Genomic DNA, 19,615 nt, shown 5'->3' on the forward strand with positions numbered 1-19,615 from the left:
GTGCGGACGGCCGGCGGAGCGGCTCAGGACCGCCGCCGGCCCGCCCGGCGCGCGGAGACGGCCCGGGTCAGCCGGGACAGCAGGCCCTGCACGCCGCCGGGAGCGGCGATCATGACGACGACCAGGGTGATCCCGAAGATCGCCAGCGGCAGGTTGCCCTCGACCCGCTGCGCGACCGCCGGCGACAGGGTGAGCTGCTCGGTGAGGGCGTGCGTCAGGTCGGGCAGGGCGACCAGCAGGACGGCGCCCCAGGCCGCGCCGGCGAGGCTGCCCAGCCCGCCGATGACGACCGCCATCAGCAGGAACAGCGACAGCGTCAGCGAGAAGGCCCCGGGCGACACGCTCTGCGCGAGGACCGCGAGCAGGGCGCCGCCGAGCCCGGCGCCGGCCGCGCTGACCACGAAGGCGAGGACCTGGGTGCGGGCGACGTGGATGCCGGCGAGGCGGGCGGCGACCTCGTCGTCGCGGACCGCCCGGAAGGTGCGGCCGTACCGGCTGCGGACGAGGTTGGCCAGCAGCAGCAGGGCCAGCAGGGTGGCCGCGGCGGTCACCCAGAGCTGCCAGCGCTCGTAGGGGAAGTACGCGCCGAGGGCCACCGGCGGGGGCTCGACCGGCACCGCCAGCCCCTGCTCGCCGTTGAACACGCCGTCGAAGGTGACGGTCAGCGCCGGCACCACGACCGCCACGGCCAGGGTGACGCCGGCCAGGTACGGGCCGCGCAGCCGGGCGGCGGCCACCCCGACCACGGCGCCCACCACGAGGGCGGCCAGGACGGCGGCGCCCAGCGACACCGGGAGCAGCCAGCCGCCGGTCATCCCGGCGTCGGCGAACGCGTTCTGGCACAGGGCCACGGTGTACGCGCCGGTCGCCATCAGCGCGCCGTGCCCCAGCGAGAGCTGACCGTTGAGCCCGGTGAGGACGGTCAGCCCGGCGGTGGCGCACAGGTAGGCGGCCACGGTCGCGAGCTGGAAGTTGCGGAACGGCTCCAGCCCGTAGCTGGCGGCCACCAGCAGCAGCGCGGCGCCGGCCGCGAGGCCGAGGTGACGCAGCAGGGTCGAACCGAGGCGGGGCTCGGCGGGGCCGGTGCGGCCGACCCGCGCCTTCGTGTCCGGCGGGGTCACCGCCCGGGTGGCGCTCACACCCGCCTCGCCGCGACCGGGGCGAACAGCCCGCCGGGACGCACCAGCAGCACCGCCAGCAGCAGCACCAGCACCGCGAGCGGGGTGACGTCGCTGCCGGCGTAGCCGCTGACGTAGGAGAGCAGCAGGCCGACCGCGAGGCCGCCGACCACCGCCCCCGGTGGACTGTCCAGCCCACCCACCACGGCGGCGGTGAACGCCGAGACGAAGACCAGGTCCATCGCGTGCGGGTGCAGGCCCAGCTCGGTGGGGATGACCAGCATGCCGGCCAGGGCGCCGACCCCGGAGGCCAGCGCCCACCCGAGGGTGAGCATGCCGCCGACGTTCACCCCGAGCAGCCGGGACACCTCGGGGGCGAACGCCGCCGCGCGCATCCGCAGACCCACCGCCGTTCGGGTGAAGGTCCAGGCGAGCCCCACGACCACCACCGCGACCGCCGCGAAGACGAACAGGTCGTACGGCGACAGGACGGCGACGCCGCCCACGGTCAGCGCGGTCCGGGAGAACGGCGTCGCGGCGGGCAGGAACTCGCTGCCGTACGCCATGCCGAGGACGGCCTGGATCAGCAGCACCAGCCCCAGCGCGACGATCACCGGGTTGAGCGGCGAGGTGTGGTCGACGAAGCGCATGACGACCAGGTCCACCGCCGCGCCGAGGAGCAGCCCGGCGCCGAGCGCGGCCAGGAAACCCAGCCAGTACGAGCCGGTGGCGGCGGAGACGCTGTAGGCCACGTACGCGGTGGCGACGGCCATCGCGCCCTGCGCGAAGTTGACGATCCGGGCCGCCCGCCAGATGAGCACCAGCGCCAGTGCGAACGCGGCGAGGACCGCGCCCCTGGACAAGCCGTCGAGGGTGAGGAAGACGAAGCGGTCCAACGGTCCTCCCTTGCGGGGACGAGGGTTCAGAAGCCGAGGTAGGCGTGCCGCAGGTCGGCGTCGTCGCGCAGCCGGGCGGCCGGGGCGGTGGTGACGACCCGGCCCAGGGACATCACCACGCCCTGGTCGGCGACGGACAGCGCGCTGCGCACGTTCTGCTCGACGAGCAGGACGGTCAGCCCGGTGTCGTCGCGCAGCCGGCGCAGCAGGGCCATGGTCTGGGCGACCACCCGCGGCGCCAGGCCGAGCGACGGCTCGTCGAGCAGCAGCAGGCGGGGCCGGCCGACGAGGGCCCGGCCGAGGGCGAGCATCTGCCGCTCGCCGCCGGAGAGCTGGTGCCCGAGGTGTCGCCGCCGCCGGGCCAGCGGCTCGAAGAGCTGGTAGACCTCGTCGAGGGCGCGGGCGGCGTCGGCCCGGTCGCGCCGCCACAGCCCGCCGAGGCGCAGGTTCTCGTCCACCGTCAGCTCGCCGACCACCCCGCGGCCCTCCGGCACGTGGGCCATGCCGCGACGCACCAGCTGCTCGACGGGGACGCCGCGCAGGTCCTCCCCGGCCAGGACGACCCGGCCGGCCGCCGGGCGCAGCATGCCGGACAGGGTGCGCAGCAGGGTGGTCTTGCCGGCCCCGTTGGCGCCGACCACGGCCGCGATGGCGCCCCGCGTGACGGTCAGGTCGATTTCGTGCAGCACCGGCGCGCCGCCGTAGCCGGCCACCAGGCCGCGCACCTCGAGCAGGTCCTCGCCGGTCACGCGGCGGCCTCGTCGACCGCCGCGCCGAGGTAGGCGTCGGCGACCGCCGGATCGTCGCGCACCTCGTCGGGGGTGCCGGCGGCGATCACCCGCCCGAAGTCGAGCACCACGATCTCGTCGCAGACGGACATCACCAGGTCCATGTGGTGCTCCACCAGCAGCACCGCGCAGGGGTCGGTGTCGCGTCGGGGCAGCCCCCGGATCAGCTCCGCCAGCTCGGCGATGTCGTCGCCGCCCAGGCCCCCGGCGGGCTCGTCGAGCAGGAGCAGCCGGGGACGCGCGGCCAGCGCGCGGGCCAGGGCGACCCGCTGGCGTACGGCGAAGGGCAGCGTGCCCGGCGCGGCGTCGGCATGCCCGGCGATGCCCAGGGTGTCGAGGACGTCGAGGGCGTGCCGGCGCAGCCGGCGCTCGTCGCGGTCGCTGCGGGGCAGGCCCAGCAGTGCGGCGAGGAAGCCGGCGCGGGCCGTGTGGGTGGCCCCGGTCATCACGTTCTCCAGCACGGTGAGCCCGGCGAACAGCCCGGTGCCCTGCAACGTGCGGGCGACGCCCAGCCGGGTCAGCCGGTGCGGGCGCGGGCGTAGCGGCCGGCCGTCGAGGCTCAGCGAGCCCTCGTCCGGCGTGACGAAGCCGCAGACGACGTTGAACAGCGTGGTCTTGCCGGCCCCGTTGGGACCGATCACGCCGACCACCCGGCCGGGCGGCACCCGCAGCGAGACGTCGTCGAGGGCGGTGAGGCCGCCGAAGCGGACCCCGATGTGGTGCAGTGCGAGCCCTTGCTCCATCACCCGTCCCCCCGGCAGCCGCCAGTATTTACACTGGGAGTGTACGTTTCTGAGGTGGGCCGTCAATAGCTTCGATACCCCGGACGCACACGCTCGTCGGGGGCCGCCCCCCCCCGGACGGCGACCGACGGTTTCTGCACCGGGCGGGCAGCCACGCGCCGAGGGGCGACCGCGGGTGGCGGTCGCCCCGGCAGGCGTCAGGCGCTCGGGCAGGTGTTGCGGTACTCCTGGATGGCGGAGCCGGTCGGGCCGGGGCAGAGGAACTGCTCGTAGCGGGTGTCGTCGTCGACGAACCGCTTCAACCAGGCCACGGCCTGCCGGGCGGTGGGCGTGTTGACCGTCTGCGGGAAGAAGTGGCTCGCCCCGTTGAGCTCCAGGTACGCCTTCTCCGACGAGGCCGGGATGCTGGTGTAGAACGGCTCCGAGTGCGACGAGACCGGCGCGACGCTGTCGCTCTCGCCGCCGATGATCAGCGTCGGCACCCGGACGTCGGACCAGGACTTGTCCAGGTTCCACGGCGCGAGCGGCACGGCGGCCTGCAACGACGGCCGGGCGACCGCGGCCTCCAGGCTGCCGCCGCCGCCCATCGAGTGGCCGGAGACGGCGAGGCGGCTGGCGTCGATCCGGCCGCGCACAGAGCTGCGCTGCGTCAGGTAGTCGAGCGCGGCGAGCAGCTGCCGGCCGCGGCTGTCGGGCTGGTCGAGGCGCGTGTTGGTCTCGATGCCGATCACCACGAAGCCGTGCGAGGCGATCCGCGGCCCGAGCCAGTCGATGCTGGACCAGGCGGCGGTGTAGCCGGGCGAGATGGCGACGGCGCCGAAGGTGCCCTCGGCGGTGCTGGTCGGGTAGTAGATGACGCCCCCGCCGAAGCCGGTGACGCTGAGCGAGGAGACGCTCTGCGACGCGGTGGCGAACGGGCCGCGGCTGGCCTCCAGCAGGGCGACGCTCGGGGCGGGACCGCGCTCGTACGGGTTGGCGGCGGCCTGGGCGGCCGGCGGCGCGGCCAGCGCGCCCACCGTGGCGAGGACGGCGGCCACGGCCAGCCCGGCGAGGCGGGTGGTGGGACGGGAACGGGCGGTGGTGGTGGGTGATGACACGTCGGGCACTCCCTACGGGACGGGGCATATCGACATGCATCAGTCTTCGACGGTGCCGGCGGCGGCGCATCGGTGAAATCGCCAGTCCGGCCCGGGAAAATCGGGCCGGCCGTTTTCGCCCGGACTGTCGGGGTAGGCCGGTCGACACCCCGGCCGAAGAAGGAGACGCCGTGTTCAACCCGTTGGAGCACAAAGGAATCCCGCTGGAGAGCCAGATCCGCAACTGGCGCGAACTCGACGTGGAGCCGATCGACCCCGAGGCGGTCGACCCGTACACCCGCTGCCGCATCATCACCATGAACGGCATCGAGGTCGAGGCGATCAACTTCCAGCACCAGTTCGCCCGCAACTGCCCCGACCAGGAGGTTCCCGCTGCTGCGCCAGCACGTACCCGCCGACCGGCTCCGCACGATGGCCGGCGCCGTACGGATGGCGGAGGCGACCGCGCCGACGCGCCCGCACCCCAGCGCCCAGTCCGCGAAGGGCAACCTCGCGGCCGGACCGGCGCTGGCGGTCATCGACCGCGTGCGCGACGCGATCCGCAGGCCGTCGTCCAGCGGCTGAGAACCCGCGGACGCCAACGCGCCCACCCGGCCGACTCCGGCCGGGTGGGCGCGGCACGTCGGCCGCCGGCGGCAGACGTGCCCGGGTCGGGGCGGGTGCCGCCGTCGCGTAGGGTCGGCACCGCCCCGGTCCGGCCGCGCCGGACGACCCCTGCCCCCGCGGGAGACGCCCATGACCGAGATAGGCGGCGCCACCCGGGTGTACGCGCTGCTCGGCGACCCGATCGCACAGGTGCGCGCCCCCGGGCTGTTCAACCCGGTGCTGGCCCGGCGCGGCACCGACGCGGTGCTCGTCCCGGTCCACGCCGCGGCGGCCGACCTCACCCAGGTGGTGCGGGGGCTGCAACGGGTGGCGAACCTGCACGGGATGCTGGTCACCGTGCCGCACAAGGCCACCGCGCTGGACCTCGCCGACCGGGCCAGCGACCGCGCCCGCCTGGCCGGCAGCGCCAACGCCCTGCGGCGCGAGCCCGACGGGACATGGACCGCGGACACCTTCGACGGCGACGGGTTCGTCCGCGGGCTGGCCGAGGCCGGACACCACCCGAGGGGCCGCCGGGCGTGCGTGGTGGGCGCGGGCGGGGCGGGCAGCGCGATCGCGGTGGCCCTGCTCGACGCCGGCGTGGCGGAGTTGCGGCTGAGCGACACCGATCCGGAACGGCTGGAGACGCTGCGGCGGCGGCTCTCCGCCGCGTACCCCGGCCGGGTCGGCGCGACGACGCGACCGCGCCTGGCCGACGCCGACCTCGCGGTCAACGCCACGCCCCTGGGGCTGCGCCCCGACGACCCGCCGCCGTTCACGGTGGCCGACCTGCCGGCGGACGCCGTGGTCGCCGACATCATCATGACGCCGGCGGAGACGGTCCTGCTGGCCGAGGCGCGGGCCCGGGGCCTGCGGGCGCATCCCGGCGAGCCGATGCTCGCCCACCAGATCGACGCCTACCTCGCGTTCTTCGGGCTGTGACCGGCCGGCGGCCGGAGCCGGGAGACCGGCGGCGCCGGCCGGCTTGCTGATCATCTTGTCGGGCGGACCTGTTACCGTCGCGCCGCCGCTGCACCAGTCGGACCGGAGGTAGGCGTGATCAGCTCGCACGTGTCGTCGTTCGTCGGATTACCGATAGTGACCTTCACCCCGGGAATGACACTTCCCGACGATCCGTCGGCGGTCGCCTGGCGGCTGGAGGTCGAGGAGCACGACGCGGAGCCCGAGGAGTTCCTCGGTCTCGTACGGGCGCTGCGGGAGCAGGTGCCGCCCGAGGCGGTGCGCGCCCTGGTGATCGGCGAGTGGGGCGAGGCCTACGAGCGGCCGCTGCCGATCGAGCCGCTGGTCGAGGTCGCCGCGGAGTGGACGGGGCTGCGGGCGGTCTTCCTCGCCGACCTGACCTACGAGCAGTGCGAGATCTCCTGGCTCACCCACGGCGACATCACGCCGCTGCTCGCGGCGTACCCGTCGCTGGGGGTGCTGTGGGTGCGCGGGGCCCAGGGCCTGCGGCTGGAGCCGATCCGCCACGCCGAGCTGCGGGAGCTGCGGTTCGAATCCGGCGGGCTGCCGGCCGGGGTGGTCCGTGCCGTCGGCGCGTGCGAGCTGCCGGCCCTGCACCGGCTGGACCTGTGGCTCGGCAGGAAGGACTACGGCGGCGACGCGAGCGTCGAGGATCTGGCCGGGGTGCTCTCCGGCGCCGGCCTGCCGGCGCTGCGGTACCTCGCGGCGTGCAACGCCGAGATCGCCGACGCGGTGGCGGCGGCGGTCGCCACCGCGCCGATCGTGCCCCGGCTGGAGGCGCTCGACCTGTCGATGGGGACGCTGACCGACGAGGGTGCGAAGGCGCTGCTGGCCGGCCAGCCGCTGACCCACCTGACGCGGCTCGACCTGCACCACCACTTCCTCTCGGAGGAGACGGCCGCCGCCGTGGTCGCCGCGCTGCCGGGCGTGCAGGTCGACCTGGCGGACCCGCAGACCGCCGACGAGTACGACGGCAAGCGCTACCGCTACACCGCCGTCGGGGAGTGAGCGGCGGTGGCCTTCGGTTCCCACGCAGAGCACTTCGCCGGCCGCCCGGTGGTGGACGTTCCCGTCGACGGGCCGCTGCCCACGGTGGACGGCCCGGTCTCGTGGCGGTTCGCCCTCTGGCACTTCAACGAGACCATGGAGTACAAGCTCTCGGAGGAGTTCCGCGTCGCGTTCGACCGGTTCGTCGCGCAGGCGGGGCCGTCCGTGGACTCCCTGGTCATCGGCTCCTGGGGCTACGCGGCGTTCCACACCGCCCCGGTCGCGCAGCTCTGCGCGGCGGCGTCGCGCCTGCCCGCCCTGCGTGCCCTGTTCCTCGGTGACATCACCGTCGAGGAGTGCGAGGTCTCCTGGATGAAGGTGGGCGACGTCAGCCCGCTGCTGACGGCGTACCCGCAGCTGGAGGTGTTGCGGGTGCGCGGTGGCGAGGACCTCGCCTTCTCCCCGGTGCGGCACGCGCGGCTGCGGGAGCTGGCGGTGGAGAGCGGCGGGCTGTCCCGGGCGTTCGTCGGCGCGGTGCTCGACTCCGACCTGCCCGCGCTGACCGACCTGGAGCTGTGGCTCGGCACCTCCGACTACGGCGGCGACGCGCAGGTGGCCGACCTGGCCCCGCTGCTGGCCGGGGAGCGGTTCCCGCAGCTGCGCCGGCTCGGCCTGTGCAACTCGGAGATCGCCGACGACCTCGCCCGGGCGCTGGCGTCGGCGCCGGTGGTGCCCCGGCTGCAACGCCTGGACCTGTCGATGGGCACGCTCGGTGACGAGGGCGCGGCGGCCCTCCTGGCCGGGCAGCCGCTGACCCACCTGGCGGAGCTCGACCTACACCACCACTACCTGTCGGAGGAGACGGCCGCGTCGGTGCTCGCCGCGCTGCCGGGCGTCCGGGTGGACGACTCCGACCCGCAGGAGCCCGACGAGTACGACGGCGAGAGCTACCGCTACACGGCGGTGTCGGAGTGACATGCGCCTGACCGTCGTCGGCAACCCCGGCAACCGTCGGGTCGACCTGTTCACCCGGGCGGTCGTCGGCGCCGGCCTGCCCCGACCGGCGGTGCTGCCGTGGGCCGACGTGCTGACCGGGGCGGCGCCGCCCGGGGCCGGCGCGCTGGTGCGGGTCGACTCGCCCGGGGAGGACGCGGAGGTGGACCGGCTGCTGCGCCGGTCCGCCGCCCCGGCCCGGCACGGCGAGCTGGTCGGCCTGGCCGACACGTACGCCGGGCTGCTGCGGGGCCTGGACCGGGTCGCCGCCGGCGGCGCGGAGCTGCTCAACGACCCGGCGGACGTGGCGGCGCTCTGCGACAAGCGGCGCTGCCACGCGCGGCTGGCCGCCGCCGGGGTGCCGGTGCCGGCCGCGCTGCCCCCCGTGCACGGGTGGGAGCAGCTGCGAGCGGCGATGAAGGAGGCCCGCTGGAGCCGCGTGTTCGTCAAGCCCGCGCACGGCTCGTCCGCCGCCGGGGTCGTCGCGCTGGCGGTGGCCGGGCGGCGGGTGCAGGCGGTCACCACGGTCGAGGCGACACCCGACGGGCTGTTCAACTCCCTGCGGCCACGCCGCTACACCGACGAGGCCGAGATCGCCGCGATCGTCGACCGGATCGCCGGAGAGGGCCTGCACGTGGAGCGGTGGCTGCCCAAGGCGGGGCTCGGCGAGCGGGTGGTCGACCTGCGGGTGGTGACGGTCGCGGGGCGGCCCACCCACGCCGTGGTGCGCGCCGCCCGGGGGCCGCTGACCAACCTGCACCTGGGCAACGCGCGCGGCGACCTCGCCGAGCTGCGCGCGGCGGCCGGGCCGGCGGCGTGGGCGGCGGCGATGGAGACCTGCGAGCGGGTGGCCCGGTGCTTCCCCCGCACGCTCCAGGTCGGGATCGACCTGATGTTCCTCGTCGGCTGGCGACGCCATGCCGTGGCCGAGGTCAATGCCTTCGGCGACCTGCTGCCGGGGGTGCTCACCGACGGCCGGGACACCTACGCCGAGCAGGTGCGCGCCCTGACCGACGGCCGGTGGGAGCGCTGGCGCGCGGCGGCCGGGCAGGCACCGCCGCGCGGGGACGCGGCGGGACGAGGGCCCACGCGCGGCGACGCGACCGGACAGGGGCCGACGCGCGGGGACGCGGCGGGGCGGGAGGTGCTGGCGTGCGGAGCATGATCGGCAGCCACGACCTGCTCCTGCTCACCCTCGACACGCTGCGTCACGACGTCGCCGCCGACCTGGCCGCGCGGGGGCGCACGCCGCACCTGGCGCGGGCGCTGCCCGGGGGCCGGTGGGAGCGCCGGCACTCCCCCGCCAGCTTCACCTACGCCGCGCACCACGCGTTCTTCGCCGGTTTCCTGCCCACCCCGGTCACCCCCGGCCGGCACGAGCGGCTGTACGCGGCGGCGTTCCCCGGCAGCGAGACGTCCGGCGCCGACACGTGGGTGTTCGACGCGCCGGACCTGCCGACGGCGCTCGCCGACGTCGGCTACCACACGCTCTGCCTGGGCGGGGTCGGGTTCTTCAACCGGCGCAGCCCGCTCGGGGCGGTGCTGCCGGGCCTGTTCGCCGAGGCGCACTGGGAGCCGGAGTTCGGGGTCACCTCCCCCACCTGCCTGGACGCGCAGCTCGACCGGCTGGCCGAGGTGCTGCCGCGGGTGCCGGCGCGGCAGCCGCTGTTCACGTTCCTCAACGTCGCCGCCCTGCACCAGCCCAACCGGCACCACCTGCCCGGGGCGCAGGCCGACGACCTGGCCAGCCACGCCGCCGCCCTGGAGTACGTCGACGGCCGAATCGACCGGCTGTTCGCCCTGCTCACCGGCCGGGGCCGACCGGTGTTCGCGATCGTCTGCTCCGACCACGGCACCGCCTACGGGGAGGACGGCCACACCGGCCACCGGATCGGCCACGACGTGGTGTGGACGGTCCCGTACGCCCACTTCGTCCTGCGACCGGGGGAATGGTGACCAGCACCGACACGGGCCTCGACGGCTCGCCGTACCAGCAGTACCTCTACGCGTACCCGCACAAGACCTCCTACCGGCCGCTGCGACCGCGCCCGCTGCTGGCGGACGTGTGGCGGGCCGAGGCGCGCGAGGCGCTCTTCCTCTACGTGCACCTGCCGTTCTGCGAGATGCGCTGCGGCTTCTGCAACCTGTTCACCCGCGCCAACGCGCCCGCCGAACAGGTGACGGCGTACCTGCGGCAGCTGCGCCGGCAGGCCGGCCGGGTCGCCGAGGCGCTGGGCGACGACGCCGGCTACGCCCGCGCGGCGCTCGGCGGCGGCACCCCCACCTACCTGACCGCCGACGAGCTGACCGAGCTGTTCGGCGTCGCCACCGCGATGGGCGCCCGGCTGCCCGGCGTACCGCTGTCGGTGGAGACCTCGCCGGCGACCGCGACGCCGGACCGGCTCGCGGTGCTCGCCGCGCACGGCACCACCCGGGTGAGCATCGGCGTGCAGAGCTTCCTCGACGCCGAGGCCCGCGCCGCCGGCCGGCCGCAGCGCCGCGCGGAGGTGGAGGCGGCCCTGGAAGCGATCCGCGACGCCCGGATCCCCGTGCTCAACATCGACCTGATCTACGGCATCGACGGGCAGACCGCCGACACCTGGCGGCAGAGCCTCGACGCGGCCCTGGCGTGGCGGCCCGAGGAGCTGTACCTCTACCCGCTGTACGTGCGACCGCTGACGGGGCTCGGGCGGCGGGCGCACGGCCGCGCGGACTGGGACGCCCAGCGGCTCGCCCTCTACGAGCAGGCAGTGGCGACGCTGGGCGCGGCCGGGTACCGACAGGAGTCGATGCGGCAGTTCCGCCGCTCCGACGCGCCCACCCCGGACGGGCCGGACTACTGCTGCCAGGACGACGGCATGGTGGGCCTCGGCTGCGGCGCCCGCTCCTACACCACGTCCCTGCACTACTCGTTCGACTACGCGGTCGGCGTGTCGCAGGTGCGCGCGGTGCTCGACGACTACCTTGCCCGCCCGGCGGACGACTTCCGGTACGCCGAGTTCGGGTTCGTCCTGGACGGCGCGGAGCAGCGCCGCCGGTGGCTGCTCAAGTCGCTGCTGCGCGCCGAGGGGGTCGACCCGGCGGCCTACCGGGCCCGCTTCGGCCGCCCGCCCGGCGAGGACTTCCCCGAGCTGGGCCGGCTGGTCGACCGGGGGTGGGCCGACGACGGCGGGCTGCGGCTGACCCCGGCCGGGCTGGCCCGCTCCGACGCGGTCGGCCCGTGGCTGACGTCCGCCCGGGTGCGTGACGCGATGACCGGGTACGTGCCGAGGTGAACCTGGCGATCCTCTACCGGGGTCCCCTGGCGAGCTGCAACTACGACTGCCCGTACTGCCCGTTCGCCAAGCGGCGCGACCCGCCGGAGCTGCTGCGCGCCGACCGGGCGGCGCTGGACCGGTTCGCCGCCTGGGTGGCGGCCACCACCGACGTGCGGCTGTCGGTGTTGTTCACCCCGTGGGGCGAGGGGCTGACCCGCCGCTGGTACCGGGACGCGATGGTGTCGCTGTCGCACCTGCCGCACGTCGAGCGGGTGGTCATCCAGACCAACCTCGCCGCCCGGGTGGACTGGCTGGCCGACGCCGACCCGCGCGCCGCCGCCCTGTGGACGACCTACCATCCCGGCCAGGTCGACCGGGACCGCTTCCTGGGCCGCTGCGCCCGGCTGTCCGAGCTGGGCGTCCGGTACTCGGTCGGGGTGGTCGGCCTGCCGGAGCACCTCGCCGAGGCGCGGGCGCTGCGGGCCGCCCTGCCCGCCGAGGTCTACCTGTGGGTGAACGCCGCCGAGGGCCGGCGCTACGACGCGGCCGAGGAGGCGACCTGGACGGAGCTGGACCCGCTGTTCGGCTACAGCGTCCGCCCGCACGTGTCGCTCGACCGTCCCTGCCACGCGGGCGAGACGGCGATCTCGGTGCGCGGCGACGGCACGGTCCGCCGCTGCCACTTCATCGACGAGCCGATCGGCAACCTCTACGACGGGTCGTGGCGCTCGGCGCTGCGCCCGCGGCCGTGCGGCAACGCAATCTGCGACTGCCACATCGGGTACGTCCACCTCAAGCCGCTCGGCCTGCGGGACGTCTTCGCCGGCGGGGTCCTGGAACGCATCCCGGCGGCCTGGCCGTCGGTACGCCGCCTGGTGTCCGTGGCCGCGCCGGTACGCCGGCCGGTGCCGTAGCCGCACGGGGTGCGCGGGCCGGTGGCGGTCGAGGCACGGTACGCGTCGGTGGGGGCGGGCCGATCGCCTGCTCGCCCCCACCGACGGCCGGTTCAGTCCGGGTCGCCCGGAACGGCCGGCGGCACCGTCATGGCAGCTGGTCCGCGCCGCCCACCCCCGCGCCCGCGGCGGGCGGGGTGGCGGAGGCGGATCCGGGCGTGTACGCGTACGGGGGCCGGGCGACGGTGTTGTCGATCCGCAGCCAGTCGTCCATCGTCTTGCCGGAGTCGTTCGCCCGGGTGATGGTGGCCTTGTCGTAGAAGTTCGTGCCCGTCCAGGTCAGTCGGGTGTCGCCGTAGTCCTCGGTGATCGTCTTCGCGCTCTTCACGTGGTTGCTCTCGGCGTAGACCTGGCCGCCGACGCCGAGGCCGATGAAGTAGTCGTCGACCTCCACGAAGTTGCCGAACACGTGGGCGTAGCCGAAGCGCACCCGGGGGTGGCGGGTGTTGGAGCCGTCGAACCAGTTGTGGTGGTAGGTCGCGCGCAGGTAGCCGGTGTCCTGGGCGCCGTTGCTGTCGCTGTGGCCCAGCAGCATCGACTTGTCGGTGCCGACGAACCGGTTGTACGACACGGTGACCAGGTCGGAGCCGCGCTTGACGTCCACCGAGCCGTCCGTCGAGGGGTGGAAGGTGTTGTGGTCGATCCACACGTGGTGCGAGTAGCACTGGACGTTGATCGAGTCGTCCGGCGAGCTGCGGAACGTCAGGTTACGGATGATCACGTTCTGGACGTGGGTGAACTGGCTCCGCTCGGCGGGGTCGCAGAGGTCCCCGCCCCAGGCCACCTCGTCCGGGCCCCAGCCGTTGACGTCGAGGCCGAAGCCGCTGATCGTGGCGGTGGAGCCGGCCCCGATGATCGTCTTGTTGGAGCCGACGTCCAGCATCTTGGCGCCGGTGCCGGTGATCGTGCCGGAGACGCGGACGATTCGGGGCGCGTCGTCGGCCACGGCCGCGGCGAGCTGTGCGTAGGTGCTGACGGTCACCGTCGGGCCGCCCGCTCCGCCGTTCGTGCCGGTCCGGCCGTGGCCGGTCATGGTGGCGAAGCCCTGGAGGCCGGGAGCGTTGCCGCCCGGCGGGGGCGTGGTGGGCGGCGGCGGGGTCGGGGGCGGCGTGGTGGGCGGCGGCGTCGTCGGGGGCGCGGTGGTGGGCGGTGCGGTGGTGGGCGGCGCGCTCGTCGGGGGCGCGGTCGTCGGCGGCGGGGTGGACCCGGTGGTCACCACCACGTCGTCGAAGGACGCCGTGGAGTACGCGGTCTGCAGGCCGATGCGGCCGGCGGCGGGGCCCGACGCGGATCGCGAGGCGAACTGCGTGCCGTCGACCGACGCGCTGACCACGGAGCCGCTGGCGGTCAGCGAGAGGGTGTACCAGGTGCCGTTGCTGACGGTCCGCGCGGAGCTGCCCAGCACGGTCACGGAGCCGCCGTTGACGGCCTGCAACTCGACCCGGCCCGGCAGCAGGGCCAGCCGGTGGAACGTCGTCGAGCCGGAGGCGCGGGCGAGCAGCCCGACGAAGCCGTTGGCGCCCAGGCTCACAGGCTTGACCCGGGCCTGGACGGTGTAGTCGGTGAGGGCCGTCGAGGCGTTGAAGAGGCGGGCGTTCTCGCTGGAGGTGCTGGACTGCCGCGCCACCTGGGAGCCGTCGGGCACGACCGACCAGGTGCCGCCCGACTTGGACCAGCCGGCGATGCTGCCGTCCTCGAAGTCGGCCGAGAAGGCGGTGGCGGCGCCGGCCGTCGGCGAGAGGACGAGGCTGGCGGCGGTGAGCACGGCGACCGCGCCGCCGACGACGGGCCACCTCTTCCGGTACGACGGACGTGGGGGGTCCGGCCTTTCCATGACTGGCCTCCTGAAGGTGGTGGGGCAGGCGGGTGAGGTGGAAAGCGCTTTCCCGAGCGACCGTAACGTGCCGTTCATCACCTGTCAATCAAGGGCGTCAATGCGGCTGGCGGGCGGAACGACGTCCGCCGTACTGCCGGACGGGCAACCCGGCGCACGGCCGGACGCAGCCGGTCGGGCGGCTGCCGGCACGCGAAAGGGGGCGGCCCGGAACGGATCCGGACCGCCCCTTCGGCGGGTGACTCAGTGCGCGCCGGGCACGACGGCGGCCGCCTCCTCCCGGGCCCGCCGCTCGTCACCACTGAGGGTGTGCAGCGGCTTCTCCCGGATGAACAGCACCACCACCAGGGCGAGCACCGCGAAGGGGGTGGCCACCAGGAACAGCTCGCCGGTGGCGGTCCCGTACACGTCCTGGATGATCTTCAACACCGGCTCGGGCAGGGCGGACAGGTCGGGCACCTCGGTGGAGCCCTCCCCGCCCGTGGCGCCGCCGGTCAGCGGACCAAGCTCCTCCGCGCTCAGCGTCGCGACCCGGTTCGCCAGCACCGCGCCGAGCGCGCTGACGCCGATCGTGCCGCCCATGCTGCGGAAGAAGGTCAGCACCGAGGTGGCCGCGCCCAGCTCGTGTGCCGGCACGTCGTTCTGCGCCGCGAGCACCAGGTTCTGCATGAGCATGCCGACGCCGATGCCGAGCACCGCCATGTAGACGCTGAGCAGCACGATGCTGGTCTGGGCGTCGATGGTGGCCAGCAGCAGCATGCCGGCGACCATCACGGCCGCGCCGGCCACCAGGTAACGCTTCCAGCGACCGTACTTCGTGATCAGCTGGCCGGCCACCGTCGACGAGACCAGCAGGCCCAGGATCATCGGCAGGCTCATCAGACCCGCCACCGTCGGCGACTTGCCCAGCGAGAGCTGGAAGTACTGGGACAGGAAGACGGTGCCGCCGAACATCGCCACGCCGACCAGGATGCTGGCGACGGTGGTCAGCGAGACCGTCCGGTTGCGGAAGATTTCCAGCGGCACGATCGGCTCCGCCGCGCGGGACTCCACCCAGACCGCCAGCGCCAGCAGGACGAGGCCGCCGCCCACCATCAGCGCCGTCCACCCCGAGGCCCAGGCGAACTTGTTCCCGGCCAGCGACGACCAGACCAGCACGGTGGAGACCCCGGAGGTGATGAGCAGCGCGCCGAGCCAGTCGATCTTCACCTTGCGGCGGGTCACCGGCAGGTGCAGGGTGCGCTGGAGCAGGACGATCGAGAGCAGGGTGAACGGGACGCCGATCAGGAAGCACCAGCGCCAGCCGAGCCAGGAGGTGTCCACGAGCACGCCGCCGATCAGCGGGCCGGCGATGGTGCCGACGCCGAACACGGCGCCGAAGATGCCGGCGTAGCGCCCCAGCTCGCGCGGCGGGATCATGGCCGCCATCACGATGGTGGCCAGGGCGGTCATGCCACCGGCGCCGATGCCCTGCACGACCCGGCTGACCAGCAGCACCTCGACGTTCGGGGTCAGCCCGGCGATCAGCGAGCCGACCACGAAGAGGCCGAGGGAGAGCTGGATCAGCAGCTTCTTGCTGTAGAGGTCGGCCATCTTGCCCCACAGCGGCACGGTCGCCGTCATGGCCAGCAGCTCGGTGGTGACGATCCAGGTGTAGACGGTCTGGGTGCCGTTCAGGTCGGCGATGATGCGCGGCAGCGCGTTCGCCACGACCGTGGAGGCGAGGATCGACACGAACATGCCGACCATCAGGCCGGAGAGTGCCTGGAGCACCTCGCGGCGGGACATGCGGCCGGCGCCGACCTTGGGGGTCTCGGCGGGCACGGTGGCGGTCATTGACCTTCCTTACCGGGTACGGGTTTCACGGCCTCCCGGGCACCTTTCCCGGAAGGGGCTTGCGGGTCAGGGCCGGTCGGGTTGCGGCAGCCCCGCGGCGAGGGCGGCGAACGCCTCGTCGACGAGGTCGGCCAGGTCCGGCCGGTCGGGGTGGGCGGCCCACCGGGTCATGGCGTGGCGCAGCGCCGCGCCCGTCACGGCGGTGACCAGCGCCGGGTAGCCGTGGTCGGGATCGACGCCCACCCGCGCCGCGACGACCTCGACGATGGCGCGTTCCGTCTCGGCGTTGCCCGCCAGCAGGCGGGGCAGCAGCGCGGGATTGCGCGTCACCACGTCCATCCGCAGGCACCACAGCTCGCGCTCGGCGCGCACCTCGTCGACCACCTCGTCGAGGGCGGTCCGCAGCGCGGTCAGCACCGGCACCTCGGGCGGCACGGCGGCCAGCCGGGCCACCAGGCGCGCCGAGTGGCCCGCCTGGTCCCCGACCAGGGCGTCGTCCTTGCAGGCGAAGTAGTTGAAGAAGGTGCGCGGGGAGACGTCGGCCGCCTCGCTGATCTCCTCCACCGTCACCTGGGCCAGGCCGCGCTCGGCCACCAGGCGCAGGGCCGCCTCGGTCAGCGCGGCACGGGTCTGGCGCTTCTTGCGGTCGCGCCGCCCGGGAGCGGGTTCGGTTCCGGCGGATGTCACGCGAGGACCCTACTAGCGATCTTGCAGGTCCTGCAATGTTTTATTCAGTGAAGTGACGCTGGCCATCCGGCGGCCGGTCCGGGGTCGCCAGCGCCGCCGGAAGGGGCGCGGGCCCGGCCGGGACGATCCGGCCGGGCCCTTCGCCGTGCGGGTCACGGGTAGTTCGTGAGGTACACCTGCTGGTTGGCCGCGTTGGCGGTGCCGCCGGTGCCGTTGACCACCCGGTTGATGGTGCCCACGCCACCGAGGGAGACGGTGACCATGTTGGTGAACCGGACGTTCGGGCTCGTCGGTGCCTCGATGGCCCGGTCGGCGACCACCGAGGGATTGACGTTGAAGTAGCAGTAGCTGCCCATCCCCCACGCCTGGTGGGTGCTCACCCCGTCGGCCACCTTGTACGCCGCGTAGCCGCGGGTGGCCCCGTTCATCCAGGCGGCCTGGTTCGGCGGGTCGTACGGCATCTCGTTCTGGTAGAAGTACGTCCGGCCCCCGTTGCCGTTCCACACCGTCTGGTACCGCTGGTAGTGCTCGACGAAGAGGCCGTACATGGTCACGTCGTCGCCGTTGACCGTCAGGCCGGTGTCGGCGGTGTTCACCGTCCAGCCGACCCCGTCGCCGTGGTCGGCGCGCCAGAGCCACATGTGGTCACCGATCACGTGGTCGCTGTTGACGGTCAACGTGTTGGTGGCCCGGCCGACGCCCGGCCCGCCGATGCGGAAGAAGACGTCGTGCAGCGAGGTCGGGTTGGCCGCGTGGCTCGCCGCCGAGCCGGGCGGGCCGACCTCCATCAGCACCGGCGAGTTCACCTGGCCGGCCTCGAACATGATGCCGGCCACCTTCACGCCGTCCACGTCGGCGACCCGCATCGCGACGGTGCCGTTGTCGGCCTGGACGGTCGCCAGGCCGAGGCCGAGGACCACCGTGTCGGGGCGGTCCACCCGGATCGGCTCGGTGACCCGGTGCACGCCCGGGGTGAACAGCAGGTGCCGGCCCTGGGCGAGCGCGGCGTTGATGGTGGCCGCCCCGGTGCCCGGCCGCACGACGTAGAACTGACTGAGGGAGATGGAGGAGCCGGCCGGGGTCCTGCCGTACCAGCTGGTGCCGGTGGAGTTGGTGCGCAGCGCGGGCACGAAGACCCGGTACTCACCGGTGCCGTCGACGTAGAGGAAGGGCTTCTCCCGCACCTGGGGGGTCTGTGGGATGACGGTGTGCGAGGGGTTGGGGAAGTGCGGCGGCGGGGCGCCGGTGACGCCCTGGAAGACCATGTTCCACACCGAGCCGGTCCAGCCGCCGAACTCGCTGTTGCGCGAGTACCACTGCTGCTGCGACCCGGAGACGACCAGACCGTCGATCCTGGTGTCGGCCATCAGGCCGCCGCTGGACCAGCCGTCGCCGCCGTTCCACAGCTGGATCTGGTTCTGCGCGCCGCGCAGGTGCATCCGCCGGTACGGCGCGGCCTGCGAGACGGCCCACCGCTCCACGGTCACCCCGGCCGGCAGGGTCACCGAGAGGTTCTCGGCGGCCCGCCAGAAGTTCTGTGTGGCGTTGCCGCCCATCCAGAACGCCTCGGCGCGTACGTGGCCGTTGAGGTTGACGTCGTCCGGGCTCATGCCGAGGCCGGCGACCTGGGTGAAGAAGCCGAGGTTGACGTCGGCGGTGTAGGTGCCGGGCTTGAACAGCACGGCGTAGCGCTCGGGGCCGAACTGGTTGCGTTCCTGCTGGGTGAAGATCGTGTTCAGCCGGCTCTGGATGGTGGCGGTCGGGGTGGACGGGTCGAAGACGAAGGTGTTCGGCCCGAAGTTCGGGTTGCGGGGGTCGGTGGGCTCCACCGGCGGGGCGTCGTCGCCCGGCACGTTCACCGCCAGCTCCCAGAGCGAGTAGCCGTAGGTGGTGGCTCGCGCCGTGCCGTACACCCGCAGGTAGCGGCCGCTGCCGGTGACGGCGAGCGACTGGCTGCCCCCGGTGCCGGTGGTGGTGCCGTACACGGTGGTCCAGGCGCTGCCGTCGACCGAGGTCTGGAGCTGGAACGCCCGCGCGTGGGCGGCCTCCCAGGTCAGCACCACGCGGCAGATCGACCGCACGGAGCCCAGGTCCACCCGCAGCCACTGGGGGTCCGCGGCGGCGCTGGCCCAGCGGGTGCCCGGGTTGCCGTCGACCGCCGCCGAGGCGGGGAGGCCGGCGTTCTCCACCGACGACGCGGTGGCCGGCCGGCCCTGGGCGACGTTGGCGCTGCCGCAGGTGGGCGCGGTGCCGCCGGCCTCCCCGTAGACCTGGAACTCCCAGAGGGAGTAGCCGTAGCCGGTGCCGCGCGCGGTGCCGTGCATCCGGACGTACCGGCCGGCGCCCGCGACGTCCAGGGTCTGGGTGCCGCCGGTGCCGGCGGTGGTGCTGTGCACGGTCGTCCAGGCCGCGCCGTCGTCGGAGGTCTGGATCGTGAAGGCCCGGCCGTAGGCGCCCTCCCAGGACAGGACCACCTGGCTGAGGTTGGCCCGGGTGCCGAGGTCGACCTGGATCCACTGGGGGTCGCTGAAGGCGCTGGCCCAGCGGGTGCCGGCATCGCCGTCGACCGCGGCGGACGCCGGGGTGCCGGCGTTCTCCGCAGACGAGGCGGTCGCGGGCCGCCCCTGGGACAGCAGGCTCGGGGCGGCCTGCGCCGGGGGCGTCGCGGCGGGGGTGAGCGCCGCGACGAGGAGCAGCGCGAGACCGATGAGCAACCGCCGGGCGGGTCGCCCCGGCGGCGGCGTCGGGCGTACGGATGTAGCGCGAGATGTCATGACTTCGCCTGTCGATAGAGGGTCGCTGACCTCGGGCGTGACGGGATGACGAAGGGGGCCGCAGCGGTGCGGGTGGCGTACGCCGG

General features: G+C 74.4%; 17 protein-coding genes. 8 read left to right on the forward strand and 9 right to left on the reverse strand.

Annotated features, from left to right (window positions below; translation table 11 throughout):
- Nucleotides 1-23 precede the first annotated feature (23 nt).
- From ACLQ22_RS24180 to ACLQ22_RS24200, 5 genes are all read right to left on the reverse strand, one after another.
- Nucleotides 24-1,139, reverse strand: coding sequence for a branched-chain amino acid ABC transporter permease (locus ACLQ22_RS24180; protein WP_425694328.1), 1,116 nt, complete (start codon nt 1,137-1,139; stop codon nt 24-26).
- Nucleotides 1,136-2,014 carry a branched-chain amino acid ABC transporter permease gene (locus ACLQ22_RS24185; protein ID WP_121401375.1) on the reverse strand — a complete coding sequence of 293 codons (879 nt, stop codon included), beginning with the start codon at nt 2,012-2,014 and terminating at the stop codon, nt 1,136-1,138. Before ACLQ22_RS24185 ends, ACLQ22_RS24180 begins: the two co-directional genes overlap by 4 nt.
- A gap of 26 nt (nt 2,015-2,040) precedes the next feature.
- On the reverse strand, nt 2,041-2,763 hold the full coding sequence (locus tag ACLQ22_RS24190; RefSeq protein WP_425694329.1) for an ABC transporter ATP-binding protein: 723 nt from the start codon (nt 2,761-2,763) through the stop codon (nt 2,041-2,043).
- Complete coding sequence (locus tag ACLQ22_RS24195; RefSeq protein ID WP_366643864.1) at nt 2,760-3,545, reverse strand: ABC transporter ATP-binding protein; 786 nt, start codon at nt 3,543-3,545, stop codon at nt 2,760-2,762. Before ACLQ22_RS24195 ends, ACLQ22_RS24190 begins: the two co-directional genes overlap by 4 nt.
- Nucleotides 3,546-3,742: 197 nt before the next feature.
- Nucleotides 3,743-4,642, reverse strand: a complete 900-nt coding sequence (locus tag ACLQ22_RS24200; RefSeq protein WP_425694330.1) for an alpha/beta hydrolase family protein — start codon at nt 4,640-4,642, stop codon at nt 3,743-3,745.
- Between the two features lie 411 nt (nt 4,643-5,053).
- Here ACLQ22_RS24200 and ACLQ22_RS24205 point away from each other — a divergent pair, with 411 nt between their 5' ends.
- From ACLQ22_RS24205 to ACLQ22_RS24240, 8 genes are all read left to right on the forward strand, one after another.
- Nucleotides 5,054-5,206, forward strand: coding sequence for a hypothetical protein (locus ACLQ22_RS24205; RefSeq protein WP_425694331.1), 153 nt, complete (start codon nt 5,054-5,056; stop codon nt 5,204-5,206).
- Nucleotides 5,207-5,377: 171 nt separating this feature from the next.
- Entirely contained in the window at nt 5,378-6,169 is a 792-nt protein-coding gene (locus ACLQ22_RS24210; protein ID WP_425694332.1) for a shikimate dehydrogenase family protein, read from the forward strand.
- A gap of 174 nt (nt 6,170-6,343) precedes the next feature.
- Nucleotides 6,344-7,216: an STM4015 family protein gene (locus ACLQ22_RS24215; protein WP_425694333.1), complete on the forward strand. Its 873-nt coding sequence runs from the start codon at nt 6,344-6,346 to the stop codon at nt 7,214-7,216.
- Between the two features lie 6 nt (nt 7,217-7,222).
- On the forward strand, nt 7,223-8,170 hold the full coding sequence (locus tag ACLQ22_RS24220) for an STM4015 family protein (RefSeq protein WP_425694334.1): 948 nt from the start codon (nt 7,223-7,225) through the stop codon (nt 8,168-8,170).
- A gap of 1 nt (nt 8,171) precedes the next feature.
- Nucleotides 8,172-9,353, forward strand: coding sequence for an STM4014 family protein (locus ACLQ22_RS24225; RefSeq protein WP_425694335.1), 1,182 nt, complete (start codon nt 8,172-8,174; stop codon nt 9,351-9,353).
- Nucleotides 9,350-10,144, forward strand: a complete 795-nt coding sequence (locus ACLQ22_RS24230) for an STM4013/SEN3800 family hydrolase (RefSeq protein ID WP_121401489.1) — start codon at nt 9,350-9,352, stop codon at nt 10,142-10,144. The genes ACLQ22_RS24225 and ACLQ22_RS24230 overlap by 4 nt, the downstream gene beginning before the upstream one ends.
- Nucleotides 10,141-11,463: an STM4012 family radical SAM protein gene (locus ACLQ22_RS24235; RefSeq protein WP_425694336.1), complete on the forward strand. Its 1,323-nt coding sequence runs from the start codon at nt 10,141-10,143 to the stop codon at nt 11,461-11,463. Before ACLQ22_RS24230 ends, ACLQ22_RS24235 begins: the two co-directional genes overlap by 4 nt.
- Nucleotides 11,460-12,359, forward strand: a complete 900-nt coding sequence (locus ACLQ22_RS24240) for an STM4011 family radical SAM protein (RefSeq protein ID WP_425694337.1) — start codon at nt 11,460-11,462, stop codon at nt 12,357-12,359. Before ACLQ22_RS24235 ends, ACLQ22_RS24240 begins: the two co-directional genes overlap by 4 nt.
- A gap of 127 nt (nt 12,360-12,486) precedes the next feature.
- Here the strand turns inward: ACLQ22_RS24240 and ACLQ22_RS24245 are convergent, their stop codons facing one another.
- The 4 genes from ACLQ22_RS24245 to ACLQ22_RS24260 form a co-directional block, all read right to left on the reverse strand.
- A complete protein-coding gene (locus tag ACLQ22_RS24245) occupies nt 12,487-14,232 on the reverse strand; it encodes a family 16 glycoside hydrolase (protein WP_425694338.1) in 1,746 nt (581 codons plus the stop codon).
- A gap of 243 nt (nt 14,233-14,475) precedes the next feature.
- Nucleotides 14,476-16,068 carry an MDR family MFS transporter gene (locus ACLQ22_RS24250; RefSeq protein ID WP_425694339.1) on the reverse strand — a complete coding sequence of 531 codons (1,593 nt, stop codon included), beginning with the start codon at nt 16,066-16,068 and terminating at the stop codon, nt 14,476-14,478.
- Between the two features lie 66 nt (nt 16,069-16,134).
- On the reverse strand, nt 16,135-16,755 hold the full coding sequence (locus tag ACLQ22_RS24255) for a TetR family transcriptional regulator (RefSeq protein ID WP_425694340.1): 621 nt from the start codon (nt 16,753-16,755) through the stop codon (nt 16,135-16,137).
- Between the two features lie 152 nt (nt 16,756-16,907).
- Complete coding sequence (locus tag ACLQ22_RS24260; protein WP_425694341.1) at nt 16,908-19,529, reverse strand: discoidin domain-containing protein; 2,622 nt, start codon at nt 19,527-19,529, stop codon at nt 16,908-16,910.
- Between the last annotated feature and the right edge of the window lie 86 nt (nt 19,530-19,615).

It is taken from the genome of Micromonospora sp. DT178 (genome assembly GCF_049841695.1).
Lineage (GTDB): Bacteria > Actinomycetota > Actinomycetes > Mycobacteriales > Micromonosporaceae > Micromonospora.

Coding starts and splice junctions, on each gene's coding strand:
- ACLQ22_RS24195 (WP_366643864.1), bottom strand. CDS start 3,545: ATGGAGCAAGGGCTCGCACTGCACCACATCGGGGTCCGCTTCGGCGGC.
- ACLQ22_RS24205 (WP_425694331.1), top strand. CDS start 5,054: ATGGCCGGCGCCGTACGGATGGCGGAGGCGACCGCGCCGACGCGCCCG.
- ACLQ22_RS24210 (WP_425694332.1), top strand. CDS start 5,378: ATGACCGAGATAGGCGGCGCCACCCGGGTGTACGCGCTGCTCGGCGAC.
- ACLQ22_RS24215 (WP_425694333.1), top strand. CDS start 6,344: ATGACACTTCCCGACGATCCGTCGGCGGTCGCCTGGCGGCTGGAGGTC.
- ACLQ22_RS24225 (WP_425694335.1), top strand. CDS start 8,172: ATGCGCCTGACCGTCGTCGGCAACCCCGGCAACCGTCGGGTCGACCTG.
- ACLQ22_RS24230 (WP_121401489.1), top strand. CDS start 9,350: ATGATCGGCAGCCACGACCTGCTCCTGCTCACCCTCGACACGCTGCGT.
- ACLQ22_RS24245 (WP_425694338.1), bottom strand. CDS start 14,232: ATGGAAAGGCCGGACCCCCCACGTCCGTCGTACCGGAAGAGGTGGCCC.
- ACLQ22_RS24250 (WP_425694339.1), bottom strand. CDS start 16,068: ATGACCGCCACCGTGCCCGCCGAGACCCCCAAGGTCGGCGCCGGCCGC.
- ACLQ22_RS24260 (WP_425694341.1), bottom strand. CDS start 19,529: ATGACATCTCGCGCTACATCCGTACGCCCGACGCCGCCGCCGGGGCGA.